Origin of the sequence: Streptomyces longhuiensis (assembly GCF_020616555.1) — a bacterium.
Classification (GTDB): Bacteria; Actinomycetota; Actinomycetes; order Streptomycetales; family Streptomycetaceae; genus Streptomyces; species Streptomyces longhuiensis.
Window position 1 is genome coordinate 308353 of sequence record NZ_CP085173.1, and the last position, 17213, is coordinate 325565.

The following is a 17213-nucleotide window of genomic DNA, read 5'->3' on the forward strand; positions in this document are numbered from 1 at the left end:
CACGGGGTGGGCAAAGATGGCGGCGGAGGTGTTTTCGAATGCCCAGCGGCGACATGCTCGCACTCATCAATGACAGTGGCCGGGTGGTCGAGTGGGGGCATCTGGCTGAGGAGCTGTTCGGGTGGTCCGCCGAGGAGGCCGTCGGCCGGTCCGTGACCGCGCTCATGCGTGAGGCCGCCACTGACAGCAAACGCCAGCGGGAACGGTTCTCGGAGACTGCCTCGGTGCTGGTCAAGCCGGTGCTGCGAGGTACTCGCGTGGTGTGGCAGGTGCTCTCGGCGGCGGACGCCATGTCGGGGCAGGACGTGGCGATCTTGAAGGCCATGCTCGCCCACTCCCCGGTCGTAGTGCACGTCCTCGACAACCAGCTGCGCGTGGTCCGCACCAGCACCACCACCGCCGGGCTGGAGGACGCGCCGGTGAGGCACCTGCTGGGCAAGCATTTCACCGAAGCGTACGAACTCGCAGACCCCGAAGAAGAAGTCGCCGTGGCGCAAAGGGTCCTGGAGAGCGGAGAACCGGTGGTGAACCGGCTCGTCCGGCGCATCAAGAAGCCGGACCGGCCCACGCGCCTCATCCGCTCCGTCTCGTACTTCCGCCTGGAGGACTCCCACGGCGATGTGGCCGGACTGGTAGCGTCCGCGGCCGATGTCACCGACCGGGAGAACACACAGAACCGGCTGGCCCTCCTGGACACAGTCCGCACACGAGTGGGGCACCGGCTGAACGTGGGCACCGTCTGCAAGGAACTCGTGGACGCGGTGGTGCCCTCCTTCGCCGGCATCGCCGACGTCGAAGTGATCGAAGACGTCATCCGCGGAAACGAGCCCCCGCCGGTGCCCGTCCACCGGAACGTTCCACTGCGCCGAACAGCCTTCCAAAGCCAAATCGCAGCGGATCATCCACTCGGAGTCGTCCGCCCCCTGCCGATCGGCACCCCCTTCTCCGACGTCCTGTCCGACCTTCGGCCGCGCCTCGTGTCGATCGAGGAGGACAGCTCGTGGCTTGCCGCCGACCCGGCCCGAGCCGAAGTGATCCGGCGATCCGGTGCCCACTCCCTGATCGTGGCACCGCTGGCGTTGCGCGGCCACGCTCTGGGCGTGGTCAGCTTCTACCGCCACCAGCGACAAGACCCCTTCGACGAGGAGGACATCGCGGTGGCGTCCGCAGTGTGTGCCCATGTTGCGCTCTGCATCGACAACGCCCGTCAGTTCATGCGCGAGTGGGTCATCGCGCAGACCGTCCAGCGCAGGCTTCTCCCCGAACCACCTGCCACACACGCCAGCATCGACGTTTCCCAACTGCACCTTCCCGCTCCGCAGGGCGGCGGGGCGTGGTCCGACGCAATCGCGCTGCCCGGCGCACGGACCGCGCTGATCGTCGGCGACGTGGCAGGGCAAGGCATCGCCGCCGCCATCACGATGGGGCTTCTGCGGACGGCCGTCCACACACTCGCCGCCCTGGACCTGCAGCCCGACGACCTGCTGGCCCGCCTCAGCGACACCGTGACCCGTCTCGTGGCCGCGCGCGCAACGCTGCCTCCCACGGATCCCCTGAGCCGTGAGCCGGTCACCGCCGGCTGCGCCATCGCGATCTACGACCCGGTCGAACTCACCTGCACCATCGCCCGCGCCGGCCTCCCCGGGCCGGTCGCAGTCCATCCCGACGGCACATCGGTCGACCTGCCCGTCCCCCCCGGTCCCCCACTCGCCGAAACAGGCAACGCCCCATTCCCCGCGACCACCATCGCCCTCCCCGAAGGAAGCACTCTGGCGATAGGGACGGCCGCGCTCGCGGACACGGTCCTGGCACCGTCCGGTCCACTGCGCCCTCTCTTGGACAGCGCCGGCACAAGGCCTCTGCCTGACCTGCGCGACGACATCGCACACGCGTTCCCCGACGACAACCGGACCGGCGAGACACTGATGCTGCTCGCCCGCACGAAGGCGCTGCCCCAAGACCGGGTACTGACCCTCCCGCTGCCCGCGGGCCCCGAAGCCGCACCGATCGCCCGCGCAGCGGCCCGCCGCCAACTGGATGTCTGGGGGGTGAACGAGGAAACCGCGTTCACCACCGAGCTCATCGTCAGCGAGCTCGTCGGCAACGCGGTCCGCTACGGCGCTCCGCCCCTGCAACTACGCCTCGTCTTCGAGCGGATGCTGACCTGCGAGGTCAGCGACACCGCGGCCAGCGCTCCGCAGGTCAAACATGCCCGCACCATCGACGAGACAGGCCGAGGACTGTTCATCATCGCGAGCGTCTCCGACCAGTGGGGCACCCGCTACCAAGCCCAGGGCAAGACCGTCTGGGCAGCGCAACCGACAGGGGACTCCACGGAACGCCAAAACGGTGCCGGACGTCCACGGTGAATTCGGCGGGCAGCAGAGAGTCGGCGGCCACCTCCCCGGGACGACAGGTCATCACCAAAGTGAGCCGGAACGGCTGCGGGGAGGCCAGGAACAGCAGGAACTCAAGCGTCGTCTCGTCCGCCCAGTGCACGTCCTTGACGACCAGAACGTCGATTCCGAGGCGGTCCAGGAATTCGGCGAAGGCTCGGATCAGCTGGTGCCGGGCGGCACTGGCATCGGCCGGCGGCTCCGGCGCGGGTGGCAGGCCGTCTGCCCATTTTGAGAACAGCGGCCGCAGCGTACCGGCCAGCGCCGACAGTCCGAGGCCGGATACATCGGCGCCACTCGGTGCGGCCTGCCGGGCGGCGTCAACGATCGGGCCAAAGGTCAGCGCCTCGCGACATGGCGGGCACACCGCCACCAGTGTGCGCGGCCCCCGAGTGGCGACCACCGCCAAGGCCTCCTGCACCAGCGGCTCTTGGCGATGCCTGCCTCACCATCGACCAGCACGAGTGCAGGCAGTTGCCGCAGCGCGTCCATCCACACGCCTCAGTTCCGCGTCGCGCCCGACAAATCGGGGGCGGCGGCAGACCGGGGATGCCGCCGATGCGGTCACGAATCTCACGCAACGCTCCCAGCGTATTCAGCAGGTGGGTGGTCAGCAGCTTGCCGGCTGCTCCGGTGTACTGGGGGCTGTTGGCACGCAGCTGGTCCACAGAAGTCGTTCCGGGCGGGGCCGCCGGCTGCGGCCCCGCCCGGCGGGGTTGTTACCTCAGGTGACGTCAGCGCAGGCCGAAGGCCCGGGTGATCGTCTGCGAGACGCTGTTGTCGGCGCTGTCCTTGGCGTTGACCCGGAGCGTGACGAAGCGCGCGGACCTCGGCGCGTGCAGGGCCGTCCGCCATCCGTCACTCTTGTGGCTCAGCTCAGCCCTCTGCCAGGTCGCCCCGTCGTCGTACGAGACCTCGAGCGAGGGCTTGCCGATGGCGGCTGTCGTGCCGGACAGGTGGGAGGCGGTCACCGTCAGCTGGGCCTGCCGGTCTGCCCGGCCGGCCTTGTCGGTGTCCACGCCGTAGTCGAGCTGGATCAGCGGTAGGGGGTCGGCTTCAGCGGCTGCGGAGGTGAAGTTCCACTCGGTCAGCGTGTGCGTCGAGTAGGGGTTGGCCCAGGCGCCACGGTCGTTGTCGACCACCACCCGGTAGGGCAGCCGCTCCGGGGCGAGCCCGAACGCCACCGCCTTCTCGGCGTTGCCCCACATGAGCTGGTGATCACCCTGGTAGAGCCCCACCCAGTTCTGGACGTCGAAGTTGTTGTAAGCGTCGCCGACATGGCCGGCCCCGGAGTCCCCCCAACCGGGCACGCGGATGACGAGGTTGTCGCCGTAGCGTGTCGGCTGATTGATGTACGAACTCATCCGGGGCCGCTGGATCGGGCCGAACCAACTGACCTTGTCGGTCTTCCCTGCCGGGTAGTGGAGGGGGTTGAGCGACTCCTGCGTGGTCTCGCCGTAGATTCCGGCGTCGTCCACCCAGTCCGTGTCCGCGGTGACCCAGTCGGTCCGCTCTCCCTGGGCGGGAGCCGGGAAGGCCCTCCAGGTACCGCCCCAGCCGTCCGAGATGTCGTTGCGGTACTCGTACGCCTTGCCCGGCCGGTAGTTGCGGAACGAGACGTCCAGCCGGGCCAGGTCGCCCGGCTTCACCCGCCAGGCCGGCTTTGCCGGAACGGCGCCGGACCAGTGGTGCACCACGTCGTACAGGTAGTCGGTGGTGGGGTGCGAGGTGACCTTCAGCGTGGCTGTTCCCTGCTGGAGTGCGTCGATCAGGTCACCGCCCTGGTCGGCGTTGAGCGTCGCCACCGTCAGCGGTGCCGGGCTCTGCGTGCTGTCGGTCGGCTCGTTCCAGGGCTGCAGTCGTCCGATGCCGTCGCCTGCGACCAGGAGCACCTGTGCGCCCGCCGCCGCGGCGGTCTTGGCCTGCTCCTCGATTCCGATGGCGTCGCTGCGCCGTACCACCACGGCCTTGCCGCGGACATTCTTCCGGGCCAGGTCCTTGGTCGTACCCTCGCCGGCGAAGACCGCCGTCAGCTTTCGGGTGCCGGCCGGCAGCGGCCTGGCCGCGCGCTTGACCAGCAGATCGTCGTAGCTTTCCGACCCCCTGCTTACGGTCAGCGCCGGCTGCTCAAGTCGGAAGCGGGCGCCGAACGTGAACCCGTCAGTGGCTTTCCCGCCGGTCGGGAGAGCCCAGATGCTGTCGTAGGCGTCGACATCTTGTTGCTCCGAGACAGAACCGGGCATGAACGAGGTAGCCGCCGAATTGCCGCCGAACGACTGGCTGACGTCCATCCGCGACAGGACCGCGGTGGCCTCCTTCGGCACGTGTGCCCGGACCTGACGAGCCTTCCGGGCGTCCAGGGTGATGGTCCGGTCCTTCTCCAAATGGGCGCCGGTGAAGGGGAGCAGGGCCAGACCCAGCGAGTGCGGCCCGTTGGCTCCCTCCACATTGGCAATGAGCCATCCGCTGTAGGTACCGGTGGGCAGCCGGTGCACGGTGCCGGTGCCGGACTCGTCGAGCGTCACCGTCGGCATGCTGTGCTCCGAGACGATGGTGACCCTGCCGGAGAGCGGCTTGCCTGAACGGTCCTTCGCGACGATGGTCAGGTCGTGCCGCGGCCCCTCCCTGACGGCCCCGATCAGGGTCCGCGCCCGGACCACTCCGGCACTGTCCGTACCGGTGATCATGCCGCTGACCGGCTGGAAGGTCGGTATACGGTCCAGTGCCGCGGTGAGAGTCACCGAGGTGGTGCTGTGGGCGGCAATGGTCACCCGTTCATCGGAGAGGGAGAAGGCCTCCGCCGCGACGGCGGCGTTGACCGCCAGATCGAGACTGACCGGGGCATCGCCGGGATTGGTGTACGTCACCTTCTGGACGTCGGTCTGTGCGGGCTTCGTGGGCCAGGCGTGGAAACCGGAGTAGGCGCTGGCGGAAGCGAAGACGGGGGCGTGCACGGCCGCCAGGGCGTCGAGCCGTCCGCTGCCCGCCTGGTAGGGGGTGTACGACGGGGTGGCCTTGGTGCTGCTGACGAGCGCGTCCTTCAGCTGCGGACCGGTCCAGTCGGGGTGGGCTGCGGCCAGCAGCGCGGCGGCACCGGCGACGTGCGGCGTCGCCATCGACGTGCCGCTCATCGTCGTGTAGTGGCCGGAGCCGGCCGAACTGTCCTTGGAGCGAGCGGCCAGGATGTCGACTCCGGGGGCGGTGATTTCGGGCTTCAGCCCTCCGTCGACGTTACGCGGTCCCTGGCTGGAGAAGTCGGCGAGGTGATCCGCCGAGTCGACGGCACCGACGGTCAGCGCGGAGTCCGCGGCACCGGGGCTGCTGATGTTGTGCGGGCCGGCGTTGCCCGCCGCGACGACGAACAAGGCGCCGGTCTCGGCGCTGAGCTGGTTGACCGCCTGGCTCAGCGGGTCGGTGCCGTCGCCGGCGCTGCCCAAACTCATGCTGATGATCTTGGCTTGCTGGTCTCGGGCGGCCCATTCCATGCCCTCGATGAGCCAGGACTCCTGCCCCTGGCCCCTGCCGTTGAGTACCTTTCCGACATCCAGCTGGGCACCGGGGGCGACGCCCCGCTCCTTTCCGTCGGAGGCGCTGCCGGTGCCGGCGATCGTCGAGGCGACGTGGGTGCCGTGGCCGACGTAGTCGGTCATCTCCTGCTCGCCCGGCACGAAGCTGGCGGTGGCGTCGAACTTCCCGACCAGGTCGGGATGTTCGGTGTCCACACCGGTATCGAGTACTGCGACCTTGACGCCCTTGCCGGTGTCCCCCTGCTCCCAGACCTGCCGCGCGCCGATCTGAGCGGTCGAGTCGGCCAGGTCGGCCTTCACCTTGCCGTCGAGCCAGACCTTGGCGATACCACCCTCGAAGGCCGGGTTCGCCGATCGGGCCGCCGCGCCGGAACCGCCGGTGAGCGCGGACCAGAACGCCGACGCCTGCTCGCGCTTCTGCCCGAGGGCCGCGCCCTGGATGCTGTCCAGCTGGCGGGCGACGGTCGAGCCGGCCACCTTCGGCCGGGTCCGGGATTTGGCGGCGGCGTCGGTGTAGCGGACGAGGAGCGGCAGCCGTTTGGCGTGCGCGTCGTCGTAGCCGTCAGCGATCAGCTGCGTCACGTTGAACAGCTGCTTGTCGAGCTTGCCCGCGCTGACGTAGGGCAGGGCGGCGTCGGGGTAGACATACGTCGAGCCGTCGATGACTGAGCGGTGGAAACCGGTGGTGGTTCCCTTCGGGCTTTCGAAGGACCGGATGGCGGTGCCGTCGGCGGAGGTGCCGATCGTGACCTTGTCACCGGTGATCAGGGTGACGCTGTGCGTGCCGCCGCTTCCTGCCGGCTGGTGAACGGCACCCACGGACGGCATGGAACCGGTGTCCGCCGGTACCGCGGCGGTGGCCGGTATGACCCCTATCGTCAGAGCGGCGACCGCGGCAAGCGCGATCGGCCCTGGCCGGGAAATGGGAACGCTGGGCAAGGAGACCCCTCGGGTGAGCTGAAACGCAAGAGCACGTACGTTGTCGGGCACCCTCCGCCACCACCTGGGGGTTCATGTGTCGATCACGTACCCGGGCCCAGGGTTGCATCGGTCATGTGACTGCATGACCAACTCGTGGCTGCTCAGGTACCCGTGCGCCGTCGACTCCTGCTGACTGTGCGCTCACCCTCACCTGCGAACGCTACGATCTCGACCTGATTCGGCCTGGCCCGAAGGACGACATTCCGGAAGGATCACATCAAGCTGTCGTGGTCTGCTGACAGACCTCGCGTATTCCCGACAGGCATGTGACCGTCTGTTTCACGCGGGGAATCGCGACTTCTTGTCCTCATCATGGGCTTCGTGTGGGGCAGTAACCCACCGCCGAGTGGAGGCGTTTGCGCGTCTACGAGCGGCACCGGCACTGGTCGGCACCGTCACAGCACCGGCCACCGACGCGTCCTCAGCCTCCCGCTGAGCCATTGAGGAGTACCAGGCCGAGAGGGGTGAGGCTGTGAAGCATGGAGTTCCGGTGGCGGAGAGAGCGGATCAGTCCGGCTTCGCGAAGAATGGTTGCGTGTTCGCTTGCGCTCGCTGGTGCGATACCTGCGCGAGCAGCCAATTCCTTGGTGGAACAGCCTTGGTGCTCCGCGATGGTGGTGAGCACCGTAGTGCGCGTACGGCCCAGAAGCGTCGACGCACCGGAGGGGCTTGCCTGGCCAGGCGAAGAAGCAAGGGCGGTGAGCTCACGGAGGCGCTGATCCGGGCTAACGGGATAGCTCACGGCGACCGGCCGGCCGTCAGTGACGATGGCGCGTGTGCAGAACATCGACGGGATGAGCAGGAACCCTTCCCCGTCCAGGTAAAGATCCCGGTCGGCGCCGCTCATCATTCGGACTTCCAGAACTGGCGAGTTCCACTGCATCCATTGGGGGTTGGCCTGGGTCAGCAGCTGCTCGACACCGCCGGTGAGCCATTGCTGCGCGCGCAGAGTCCGATCGACCGCCAGGAGTTCGGTGAACTGGGCCCAGTACGGAGCGAGCAGGCAGGTGTGGAGATGGCTGAGCCCTGTGCAGAGCTCAGCAAACAAAGATGCATCGTCCGCTAGACGGCGGGCCCACCCAGGTAGCGAGGGATGACGATGTGCTGTTTCCAGCAGACTCTTCCTTACGCGCTCGCGAGGCGTGCTGCGCACCTGTTCCAAAAGTTCTTCAATAGCTCCCACTTTGGTAGGGCTTATGAAGCCTGGCGAATATCCCACAGCAGGCATGAGGGCCAGGGCCATACGAGCTTGCGCAGACAGCTGTGCGCGAGCACGATGTCGCCAGGCATCGAGCCAGGCGGGCTGGCTGCGACTCTGCAGGGCTCGCGCTGCAAGTTCCAGCTCATGCAGCGGCATCGGCGCCTCGGCCACACGTGTCCGGGCCAGATCCTGAACCGTGAAATGTATGCGGTAGACCATGACAGCCTGTGGCGCTCCATTCGGAATGTCGTTCTTCAGGTCAGGCCGAATCAGGTCGAGATCGTAGCGATCAAGGGCGAAGCTGAGCCCACCAGCCACCGACATGCTAAGACGATGTCCTACATGGTGAGTTTGAGGAGCCGTTTGTAACAGCAGAGGGCTGCGGCGAGGCCGAGAAGGGCCAGGTAGTCGGCGGGTTGGCGCTCGTAACGAGGGCTGAGTCTGCGGTAGCCCGTCAGCCACGACATCGTCGATCACCCACCTGCGGCGCCCTAATCGTTCGCTGGACTCGACACCCTTGCGGGCGATGCGGACCCCGATGCGCTTGCCCCAGAGCCATCGCCGCAGGTGAGGGATGTCGTAGGCCTTGTCTCCGTGAAGGCGTTGTGGCTTGAAGTAGCGTCCGCGGTAGGGGTCATGTCTCGTTTGGTGACCCTCGACCATGGGTTTCAGCGGGTGCTGCGGCCCGGAACTCGTATGCCCGCAGTGCCAGCCCGCCACGACGCCAGCCGGGGGGACGCCAGCTCCGTCCGCCGCTCTGACCCATCTGGCCCGGCACGCCCGCCTCGACTCACTCCAGCTGCACCTTCGGACGTGCCAGTGCCACGAGCGCGGAACCGTGTGGGCGACATGCTTTCCTATCTCGCCGCGACCCTCCCCTCCCCCACTGACCCACAGGAGCGACTACTCACCCTGCAATGCTCATTGCGCGCCGACGGCTTCGGCCCTGTCCTGCTCCCGCGCGGCCTCCTGCGCAGCATGCACCTGAACGGCGAGGGCGTGTGGTGGCGCAAGCTGGAGCAGTCCCACTGGCTGCACCGGCCGCCCCCCTCATCCGGGCACAGGGCCACCGTTCAGCTGCTGGATGCAGCCCTGCTCAGCCCCGGGCCGGAACGCCGCAGCCGGGCCCGCGCCGCCGACTGGGCCCTACGGCCCGTACACTCGCGCTACGCAACCGCGGCTCCAGCCTGCAACTGACCGCGGTGGTGCTGACCGCTCGCACCTCCCCGGGCGGGGCACACGCCACCGCAGACGCCGGCCAGGTGGCTCGCAGCTGTGGGCTGACGGACAGCCAGCTCGTCACGGCGTCAAGCAACTCACCACGGCCGGAGCACTTTCCGCCTGGACACTCGATGCCACGATGGATGATCTGGCCTGGCAAGCCAGCCAGGCAGGCACCGGACCGCGTATCCGCACGCCAAAGCACACAAGCCCAGGAAGAACCGGGGCCCCATCGGAACCAGATGTTGTAGCGCAGACAGCCTTATGCCACGACGGGCAGACGCGCGATGCGCGATACGGAACCCCAACAACTCGACTTGCTAGCAGGCATATTGCCCGGCTGTCGAGAGCGCCGGTATGCAGCTCCTCGCCGACCCTCCACGCAGGGGCAGACGGGATGATGCGCACGGCTCGCCTGGAGCCGTGCGACTCACCCACACGACCGAAGGCGCCTCCGGCATTCAGGGCATCGGCAAGATGCTCAACTGACACTCCCCCGCAGACCAGCACCGCTGCCACGGCGACCGGCGTCGGCACCCAGCCGATCAAGGTGCAGCTCACCGAGACGCTCCGCCGCGATCCGCCGGTACGCACTCTGCGTCGCATCGCGGTCTGCGACATCCGCATTGACGGACGGGACATCGCCGAAGGCGATCTGGTCCTGCTCGAGACCGCCGCAAGCGATGCCGGCGGCGTCGTCGAACCACTCGCTTTCGGGGGCACCGCCGCGGATCTGTCCAGGGCGAGAGCAGGCGCTGGCCCTGGCATCCTCATGCAGTGAGCGCAGGCGACTCCGCTCTCCCCTGCAGCCCGCTACGGAGACTGACCACGGCGTATGACGACGACTGCACAGTGGGCCCGGTCGAGGCCGGCGAACCGGCAATCGAGCGCCCGGCGCACGTGAGGGGGACAAAATGCTGTGCCGCCGACGCCAAGTGCCCGAACGGTGGATGATCGCGAAGCGTGCCTGGATGAGCGGATCGGTCTCGATCACGCAGGTAAGCGTGCTGCCGGACACCTACCGCGTCACTCGCACGTCCTGAGAGTGGGCGTCCGGCCGCCTAGTAGCCGCCGTGGTGGTGGCGTTCCTCCTCGACCACGGGGGTGGCCGACGGCACCACCATGCGCCGTCGCCGGGCGATGCTGCTGTAGGTGACGACCCCGATGAGCCCCACCGCCATCATGATCAGGCCGACCAGTTTGAGGTTGACCCCGTCCATGTGCCAGTCGGTCGCGAAGGTGAGTACCGCCCCCGCGCCGAGCAGCATGATGCATCCGCCGAGTCCCATGAATCTCGCCTCCAGTCGATCGTGACGTCCTGTGCGCGTCGGGTACCCCAGTCCCGTCAAGTCACACAAGAGGGCCAGGAGTTCAGCCCTCCAGGTGTACGACGAGCGCGTTGGCGAGAAGGAAGACGGCGTGGCACGGGTGCCCTTGTCCGTCGCCTCGGTGCGTCGCGGGAGTTCAGTGCAGAACGCTTACCGCTCGGGCGATGACGAGGAGCGATGTCAGGAGCGCGGCGAGGCTCTGCACGCTCATCAATAGCTTGGCGCGCGTCGACAGCGGCCTGGTGACCGTCGGGCTGAAAGCCGTGATCTTCCCCGAGCTCATCGCGCAGGGACTCGAGCCGTGGAACGGCGTGCGCTGGGTCGCCGTCGCGGGCTCGTCGTCGCCCACGCACGCGGTCGACGCGACGCCCGGTATCGAACGGGCCGTGCACTCCCTGCTCGAACACCGTACATACATCGAGGTGTTGACGGACGACAAGGTTGCTCAGTCATGTAAGTCCGCTCGCGGCGCGGCGATTTCGTCGACCAGGGTGAGGGTGTCGTCCAGTCGGCCACGCAGGCGTTCGATGAGAAGGATGAGACCGGCGGCGGGGAGCTGCGCCAAGTCCTCAGAGCGGGCGTAATCAAGGTCGCGGCGCGCGAGTCGGGGCGGGCTGCCTGTGAGTGGGTGAGGTCCCGCCTGCGGGCGGGACGGCTCATGGGGCATCGCTGGGGCCACCCGACGTGCGTGAGGGCTAGCGTCCGGCGCAAGTAATCGGTGGGTCTTGATCACCGTTTGGCAATGGCGCCCCACCGAGACCACTCGAACCTATGCTCTATTTCATACGGTTTTGCGTCCTGGGTCGAACATTGATCCAAGAATGTACGGTCGACGATACAGACAGACGATCATGATCCGGCATCCGTTAAGCGGGTGCCGCCCGCTCCGCCCTCTCCCCGCGTCCTCGGCGGCCGGCGGGCCGTCGGCGAGCGCATCCGAACCGCGCGCATCCACGCGAACATGACGCAGGAGACCTTGGCGGAACAGGCGGGCCTCGACCGGCAGAGCATCAACCGCATCGAGCAAGGCCACGCGAGCCCGATCCTCGACAACCTGATCCGCATCGCCGTCGGGATCGGCGTCCCGCTCCGCGACCTCGTCTGACCTACCGTCCCTCGGCCAAGTGGTCAGCCAGCAGGGCAGCGTGGCGAGCCATCCCCTGCTTCCACTCGGCCGGCGACTGCTCGGAGATCTCGTGCCACAGGGCGGCCGAGGCCATCCCGAACGCGGCAAGCGCCCCGGCCTCGGCGTCGTGCCACGACGGGAACCGGTCAGCGAACCCGAGCGCATCCTCAACCGAGTGGCCAGCCTCCATGAGCCGCAGCGCCAGCGCCCCAGGATCGATCCAGGCAGCGCCACGCGTCGGCCACGCCCAATCGACGAGGCGGGCCCGGCCGCCGGTGATCAAGATGTTGTCCGGGGCGAAGTCGGTGTGGAGCAGCGCCGTGCCGCGGAAGTAGTGGAGGACGTTCAGCGGGACATAGTTCTTCCACCGGTCTGCGGCTTCCTTGATATCGAGGTCGGCTGGCGCGGTCACGGCCTGGAGCTCGGTGAGCGCGTCCTCGACGAGCTCGAGGTCGGCCGAGCCGGGCGCGTAGTCGGCGTGCCTGCCGTGGACGACCTCGTATCCGAGCAGGCTCCACCCGGCGGCCTCGATGTGCCAGTGAAGGCGGGGGCAGGAGGGGGGCAGGTGTGGGGCGACGGCGGCTTCGCGGCGCTGCGCGTCGACCTGGTGGTGGTCGGCGGGGATGCCCTTGACGAACACGGGCCCGCTGCCGGTGTGCAGGACGGAGGCGATGCTGGAGTTCATGCCGCCGGTCATCGTCTCGGTGTGGTGGACGGTGCCGGTCTGGTCGGCGACGGCCCGGCGGGCGTCGGCGGGGAGCTGCTCGAAGGCGATGCGGGGAATGGGCACGCGCTGATCCTCAGAGAGTGGGGGGATGATGCCGCCCCGGCCAGCCTACGGGCCAGGGCGGCACGGTGGAGCAGGGTGCCGGTTCTAGTAGGGCTGGTCGTCGCCAGCCGAGCACGAGCACCTAGCGCCCTCGGCGGCCACGTCGAGATCGGCGATGATCTGGAACTCGTCCGCGCAGATCGGCGTGGCGGTCAGCGGGAGCGGCAGGGTAGCGGTCGCGTGCGCGGGCGGGCGGGTGCTGATGGTGAGCATCACGGGCTCACGCGGCGGGGCGATGGTGGCGGTGGGCGGTGTCATGATCCGTAACCTCCGTGTTGGCAGTAGAGCTCTCGTCGATCCCCCGCCTCCTGGTAGAGCTTGGCCAGCGGTCGGCACGTTCGGCACGTGCCGACCATTGTGCAGCCGGAGCATCCACCGGTGCGGAGCTGTAGGGACTCGGCGATCTGGCCGAGTCGGGGAAGGGCGTCCAGACCCTCGGTAATGAGATTGACGCTCGGGTCGCGGCCGACCTTGCAGACCGATGCGATGCCGTGCGGGTTGACGTGGAAGAAGGTGTGGCCCGCGTTGCATCCTGTGAAGATGCTCCGCGGAGTGATGTGGCTCTCCGCCTGTGTGGCAAGGGGGTTGGCCTCGCCGTCGATCGTCGGCGACATGTTCGTGAACACCTGATGCGAGAAGCCGTACTTCTGGCACAGGGCGACCATGGCGTCGACCTCGTGGGCGTTGTCGTCCGACACGATCACGTTCAGCCGGACCGGGAGCCCATCGGTACGGGCGGCGTCCAGGCCCTCGAGGAACCTGCCGAACGAGCCGCGGTTCCGGGTGAGCTTCTCGTAGGTCTCTGCGGTCGCCCCGTACACGCTGAGGGTGAGCCGGTACGGGCGGTGCCGGGCGAACAGCTCACGGATCGGAGCCTTCCGCAGGGACGAGCCGTTCGAGGAGACCTGCACCATCATGCCCAGCTGGTGGGCGTACTCGTAGGCCGCGCCGAACTCTCGGTCGATGAGGGCTTCGCCGCCCGTGATCTGTAGCCACAGAACGCCGGCGTCACGCATCGTGCGGAGCAGCTGCTGTTTGCCTTCCCAGTCGAGGCCCTCGAACCGCTTCTCTCCGAGGTAGCAGAACTCGCAGTCGTAGTCGCAGCCGAGGTTGATCTCCCAGGATGCTTTCGCGTACCCGTACCGGGAGCGCTCGCGGACGAAGAGGTCCTCGGGCTGGGGGCGATCCAGCCCCCATGCCTGGCGGGCGGCGTCGTGCAACCAGACCGGGAGGGCGTCCGGCTCGGTGAGGGCGCGGAGCTCGTTGTAGCGGGGCTCAGGGATACGGACGCCGGAGGGATGACCGGGGTGCAGGAGAAGGTAGTCCTTGAGGAACGGGCTGGCGATCAGTCGGTGCACGAGCCTTCCTTTCGCGGAGGGGCGGTGCGGGCAGATGCGACGGAGTGGGGGTTCGCCGGACGGGCCAGCACAAGTGGTGGGCGGTACGTGTTGGGCGGGCCGCCCCTACTGCTCGCCATCGGGCGGCCCGCCCTGTCCCGCCGACCATCAGCTCCAAGCACCCGGCTGCGGGGGTCTAGTGACTGCGCGGTACAGGCGTCCGCTGGTACGGGGGTGGAGTGGTTGGGCACCGCGGGGCGTGGAACTCAACCGTGGCGCCGGGCCCGGACGCGCTGAACACGTCAGTCTTCCGCGTCTGCTCGCCAGGCCGGATCGCCTTCTGGCACGTCCAGCAGAACCGCACGCCCTCGCAGATCACCGCTCACCGCCGGCGAACTGGTGGAGGCCCCACAGTGCGCGTCCGAGTGCGCTGATCGTGAGGGACGCGGCGAGCGGGCTCGGGCTCAGACCCTCGCGCACGATCGCCTCGGCCTCGTCGACCGCTAGCTCCCGGGATGCGCGCTCCGGTCCGGGCGCTGCGTCCTCGACCTGAGCGGCCACGATCGGCGTCAGCCTCTGGATCGCCAGCCGTGCTGCCGCGTACAGGTACCGCAACCGCTCCGGGGTGGGATAGTCACGGGGCGCGGACAGCGCTTCCTCAATCACCTCACAGATCGTGGGTGTTGGAAGCACCGTTCCTCTGGGACTGCTCATACTCGGCCCCCGCCGTCGTCGCGGATTCGCTGTGTGACCAGCGTCGCGACTAGCGAGGGGCCTAACTGTCACTCCTCAGTGACAGCTCACAGGCCGACCCATGCCGCCATGTATCCGAGGGCGTCGGGCGTGCTGCGCTGCTGGTGGACGAGCCCTTGGATCGTCTCGCGTGCAGCGGGGTGATACCGCGTCTGCTGCGGTGCGGCCTCCCGCGCCCGGACCAGGGACTTCAGCGCGGCCTCACACCGCCCGATCTCCATTTCGGAACGGGCCCGGTCGATGTAGAAGTGCGCCCGCCTGGACGTCGCCCACGTGTTGGGCATCTTCACCCTGCGAGCCTTCTCGACGGCCTGCCCGTACTGGCGGAGCTCGCCCAACGCAGACACTTCGTGCACTGCCACGTTCACGGGCCCGAAGGACAGCCAGTGCACCGCGGACGCGTCCCCGGTCCGCTTAGCGATCCGCCGCGCCTCGGTGAGATGCGTATCCACCAGCCCTGCGTCACGCGCCCGGGCGGCGATCACCGTAGCGCCGAGATGGAGTTGCCCGGCCACGGCTAGGGACTCGGTGCTCTCGTCGGCCTGACCGAGAACGAGATGGCCGGCGGCGACCAGGCGCAAGCCGATGGTGTGCTCGCCCTCGCGGAAGTAGACGAGACCTCGCATGTACTGGCGGACCGCGGCCAGAAGAGGATCGGACGCGCGCTGTGCAGCCCAGTCCATGCGGTCGAGGGCGATGGTGGACAGGTCGTAGAAACCGAGCTTGACGGCGATGTCGTGGGCGCTGCGATACGTGGAGGCGAGGGCGCGCCACAGATCGGTGGTCGGGTGGAGGTGAACGGCGGTCGTCAGTTCGGTGACCAGGCGGGGCAGGCTCTTGGCCGCGGCGGTGAGCTTGGCCGCCCTCATGTGCTGGCACAACAGGTCCGCGCCGGCGATGAGTTCGCCCGCTGAGCGGGGCGTGACGTCGGGATCGGCGCCGAGGTCGTACAGGTCGAGTGACTCGCGGATGGGGCGGATCAGCTCAGCGAGGCGATCCTGTTGCAGCTCGGTCATGTACGGCTGTCCTGTCAGGGCTGTGACATCGATGTGCAGTGCCCTGGCGCATGCCGCAATGAAGTCAGGAGACGCCGGCTTGTGGCCGCCTTCGACTTGGTGGAGCAGGCTGTAGGAGAAGCCGATCAACGGGGCGAATCCGCGTTGCGTATATCCACCGAGCTTGCGGGCTTCCGCGATGCGGGCCCCTGCGTGGTCGTCTCTGGGCATACTGGAACTCCGTTCCTGGCTCACCACCTGGAACGGTACCCGCGCTCCATGGCGCAGGACCCGTGATCGCCCTCGTTCCCCTCCGGACGGGGCCGGTTGCATGTGATCAACGGTGCGGGATGAGATGAGGGCATGACCTCACGGACCCTGTACCTGTTCGCGTCAGCCGCGCCGCCTGTGTTCGACATCGCGCAGGTCATCGAGACGGCGCAGGCCGACGGGTGGGACGTGTGTCTCGGCCTGACGCTAACAGCGGCCCGCTGGCTCGACGAAGCTGGCACCCGCCGAGACAGCCTCGATGGCCTGGCCGCGCTGACCGGGCACCCGGTGCGCAGCGAATACAAGTTGCCTGGTCAGCCGGATGTCTGGCCCAAAGCCGACGTCATCCTCTTCGCCCCGGCCACCTTCAACAGCATCAACTCGTGGGCCCTCGGCATCACCTCGTCGTTCGTGGTCGGCGTCGTCGCCGAAGGCATCGGCAAAGGCATCCCTACTGTGACGATGCCGTGTGTGAACGCCGCGTACGCCCAACACCGGCAGCTCCATCGCAGCGTCACCGAACTGCGCGAGCAGGGCGTCACAGTCCTGTACGGCGATGGCGGGTTCGAGCCCAACCCGGCAGGGTCCGGCAAGCCGGCCGGGTATCCCTGGGATATCGCTCTCAGCGCTGCGGCTCACCTGGTCGACGAGGCATAACGAGAAGCCAACTTCACTACGAAGCCCCCAAGGTGTAACTAGCCTCCTCTCGCAGGCGGGGTTGGTCCTGCTGGATGAGGCTGCGACCCGGAGCAGTGGAACCCGGGATCCGCCTGACACGACACCCACGTCCTCGGTCTACCAGCCCTCGGCCAGTGACAACATGATGGGCCGCCGACGGAGTCGGCGGCCCATCATGAATCAGCGAGGTTAGGCGTACTACCTTCACAGGGTGGCACGTCCCACTACGGAGTGAAATTGAACGCGGCTGGTTCAGTAGCTGCCGGGGTCGTTATAGCTGGACGTGTCGTAGGTCGACGTGTCGTTCGACGACGTGCTGTAGCTGGACGTGTCGTAGCTGGACGTGTTGTTAGACGACGTGCTGTAGGTCGACACGTCGTTGGCCAACATATTGGCTTGCTCGATGTTGGCCTGCTCTTGCCGCCTCCTGCGTTCCTCGTCCTCCCTCCGCTTTCTGAGTTCTGCCTCTTCCCTCTCCCGTTCGTCCTCGTGCCTTGTCGTCGGAGACTCCTCTCCATCGGGATTCGGCGCCAAGTTCTACAGTGCCCGACACAGTCATCACGGGGTGATG

The 17213-nt window shown here is 67.9% G+C and carries 15 protein-coding genes and 2 pseudogenes; 6 read left to right on the forward strand and 11 right to left on the reverse strand.

Going from position 1 to position 17213, the window contains the following annotated elements:
- Window positions 1-38 precede the first annotated feature (38 nt).
- Window positions 39-2369: a SpoIIE family protein phosphatase gene (locus LGI35_RS01580; RefSeq protein ID WP_227291784.1), complete on the forward strand. Its 2331-nt coding sequence runs from the start codon at window positions 39-41 to the stop codon at window positions 2367-2369.
- Window positions 2350-2631 (forward strand): hypothetical protein, encoded by a 282-nt coding sequence (locus LGI35_RS01585; RefSeq protein WP_227291785.1) that lies wholly within the window; start codon window positions 2350-2352, stop codon window positions 2629-2631. The genes LGI35_RS01580 and LGI35_RS01585 overlap by 20 nt, the downstream gene beginning before the upstream one ends.
- Before the next feature lie 499 nt (window positions 2632-3130).
- Here the strand turns inward: LGI35_RS01585 and LGI35_RS01590 are convergent, their stop codons facing one another.
- The 3 genes and pseudogenes from LGI35_RS01590 to LGI35_RS01600 all read right to left on the reverse strand — a co-directional run.
- Complete coding sequence (locus LGI35_RS01590; protein ID WP_227291786.1) at window positions 3131-6751, reverse strand: S8 family serine peptidase; 3621 nt, start codon at window positions 6749-6751, stop codon at window positions 3131-3133.
- A gap of 574 nt (window positions 6752-7325) precedes the next feature.
- Complete coding sequence (locus LGI35_RS01595) at window positions 7326-8429, reverse strand: winged helix-turn-helix domain-containing protein (RefSeq protein WP_227291787.1); 1104 nt, start codon at window positions 8427-8429, stop codon at window positions 7326-7328.
- Between the two features lie 14 nt (window positions 8430-8443).
- A pseudogene (locus LGI35_RS01600) lies at window positions 8444-8858 on the reverse strand (transposase family protein); the annotation flags it as partial.
- 1018 nt (window positions 8859-9876) lie between these two features.
- Between LGI35_RS01600 and LGI35_RS01605 the strand changes: the two are divergent.
- Window positions 9877-10107, forward strand: a complete 231-nt coding sequence (locus LGI35_RS01605; protein WP_227291788.1) for a cytochrome P450 — start codon at window positions 9877-9879, stop codon at window positions 10105-10107.
- Window positions 10108-10387: 280 nt separating this feature from the next.
- On the opposite strand, the gene LGI35_RS01610 is transcribed toward LGI35_RS01605, so the two are convergent.
- The gene (locus LGI35_RS01610) at window positions 10388-10615 is read right to left on the reverse strand and encodes a DUF6458 family protein (protein ID WP_227291789.1); all 228 of its coding nucleotides are present in this window, start codon (window positions 10613-10615) and stop codon (window positions 10388-10390) included.
- Window positions 10616-10790: 175 nt separating this feature from the next.
- Window positions 10791-11003 (reverse strand): hypothetical protein, encoded by a 213-nt coding sequence (locus LGI35_RS01615; protein ID WP_227300768.1) that lies wholly within the window; start codon window positions 11001-11003, stop codon window positions 10791-10793.
- On the opposite strand from LGI35_RS01615, the pseudogene LGI35_RS46515 reads away from it, so the two are divergent.
- Window positions 10921-11238, forward strand: a pseudogene (locus LGI35_RS46515) (hypothetical protein); the annotation flags it as partial. The gene LGI35_RS01615 and the pseudogene LGI35_RS46515 overlap by 83 nt on opposite strands.
- A 377-nt stretch (window positions 11239-11615) precedes the next feature.
- Window positions 11616-11759, forward strand: a complete 144-nt coding sequence (locus LGI35_RS46005; protein ID WP_264484656.1) for a helix-turn-helix domain-containing protein — start codon at window positions 11616-11618, stop codon at window positions 11757-11759.
- Between the two features lies 1 nt (window position 11760).
- Here the strand turns inward: LGI35_RS46005 and LGI35_RS01630 are convergent, their stop codons facing one another.
- The 5 genes from LGI35_RS01630 to LGI35_RS01650 all read right to left on the reverse strand — a co-directional run bounded on the left by LGI35_RS01630 (window position 11761) and on the right by LGI35_RS01650 (window position 15925).
- The gene (locus tag LGI35_RS01630) at window positions 11761-12570 is read right to left on the reverse strand and encodes a phosphotransferase family protein (RefSeq protein WP_227291791.1); all 810 of its coding nucleotides are present in this window, start codon (window positions 12568-12570) and stop codon (window positions 11761-11763) included.
- Between the two features lie 84 nt (window positions 12571-12654).
- Window positions 12655-12867, reverse strand: a complete 213-nt coding sequence (locus tag LGI35_RS01635) for a hypothetical protein (RefSeq protein WP_227291792.1) — start codon at window positions 12865-12867, stop codon at window positions 12655-12657.
- A complete protein-coding gene (locus LGI35_RS01640; RefSeq protein WP_376693455.1) occupies window positions 12864-13967 on the reverse strand; it encodes a radical SAM protein in 1104 nt (367 codons plus the stop codon). Before LGI35_RS01640 ends, LGI35_RS01635 begins: the two co-directional genes overlap by 4 nt.
- Before the next feature lie 354 nt (window positions 13968-14321).
- Window positions 14322-14612 (reverse strand): DUF6415 family natural product biosynthesis protein, encoded by a 291-nt coding sequence (locus tag LGI35_RS01645; RefSeq protein ID WP_264484657.1) that lies wholly within the window; start codon window positions 14610-14612, stop codon window positions 14322-14324.
- 134 nt (window positions 14613-14746) lie between these two features.
- Complete coding sequence (locus LGI35_RS01650; protein ID WP_227291794.1) at window positions 14747-15925, reverse strand: helix-turn-helix domain-containing protein; 1179 nt, start codon at window positions 15923-15925, stop codon at window positions 14747-14749.
- A 132-nt stretch (window positions 15926-16057) separates the two neighbouring features.
- On the opposite strand from LGI35_RS01650, the gene LGI35_RS01655 reads away from it, so the two are divergent.
- Window positions 16058-16621, forward strand: coding sequence for a flavoprotein (locus LGI35_RS01655; RefSeq protein WP_227291795.1), 564 nt, complete (start codon window positions 16058-16060; stop codon window positions 16619-16621).
- A 273-nt stretch (window positions 16622-16894) separates the two neighbouring features.
- Here LGI35_RS01655 and LGI35_RS01660 read toward each other — a convergent pair whose 3' ends face one another.
- Complete coding sequence (locus LGI35_RS01660) at window positions 16895-17032, reverse strand: hypothetical protein (protein ID WP_227291796.1); 138 nt, start codon at window positions 17030-17032, stop codon at window positions 16895-16897.
- Window positions 17033-17213: the final 181 nt, after the last annotated feature.